Genomic DNA, 604 nt, shown 5'->3' with positions numbered 1-604 from the left:
CTTAATATTGTTTTTATGGAAAATAATAGTTTACTTTGTGGAGAATAATATTTCCCAAAAACACATCAAAATGGAAAATAAAAAAGCAGTTAAGTTAACCGATTTTCAAAAGAACGAAGAAAATCCTTTTATGAAACAAGCTATAGAAGGTATTGAAAATCATGTTGTTAAAAAGTATAAGAGTAATAGTGGTGGCGATAAGAGAGCCGTAGTAGCTTTAGCCGACACTGAAACTGGAGAAGTGTTTAAGACTTCGTTTATCCGTCAAATAGAAGTAGATGAAGAACAATTCACTAAATTGTATCTTTCTAACTTTGCTGCATTCTTTGACCTATCACAAGCAGCTATTCGGGTTTTTGGTTACTTTATGACCTGCATGAAACCCAAAAATGATTTAATCATCTTCAATAGAAAAAAATGCCTAGAATATACCAAATACAAAACAGACAAAGCCGTTTATAAAGGACTTGCAGAACTTGTAAAAGCTGAAATCATAGCCCGAGGACCAGCCGATAATCTTTGGTTTATTAATCCTCTGATAGTATTCAATGGTGACCGAGTGACATTTGCTAAAACATACGTTCGGAAAAAGACTTTAGCTGCC

Annotated in this window: 1 protein-coding gene; it reads left to right on the top strand. The window is 33.4% G+C overall.

Annotated features, from left to right (window positions below):
• A partial coding sequence (locus FPQ13_RS13040; protein WP_425456876.1) for a replication/maintenance protein RepL occupies positions 1-604 on the top strand: 604 nt, incomplete at both ends.

The sequence above is a fragment of the Allobacillus salarius genome (genome assembly GCF_007559425.1).
Classification (GTDB): Bacteria; Bacillota; Bacilli; order Bacillales; family Alkalibacillaceae; genus Allobacillus; species Allobacillus salarius.
This window is presented reverse-complemented; position numbering and strand designations above follow the sequence as displayed.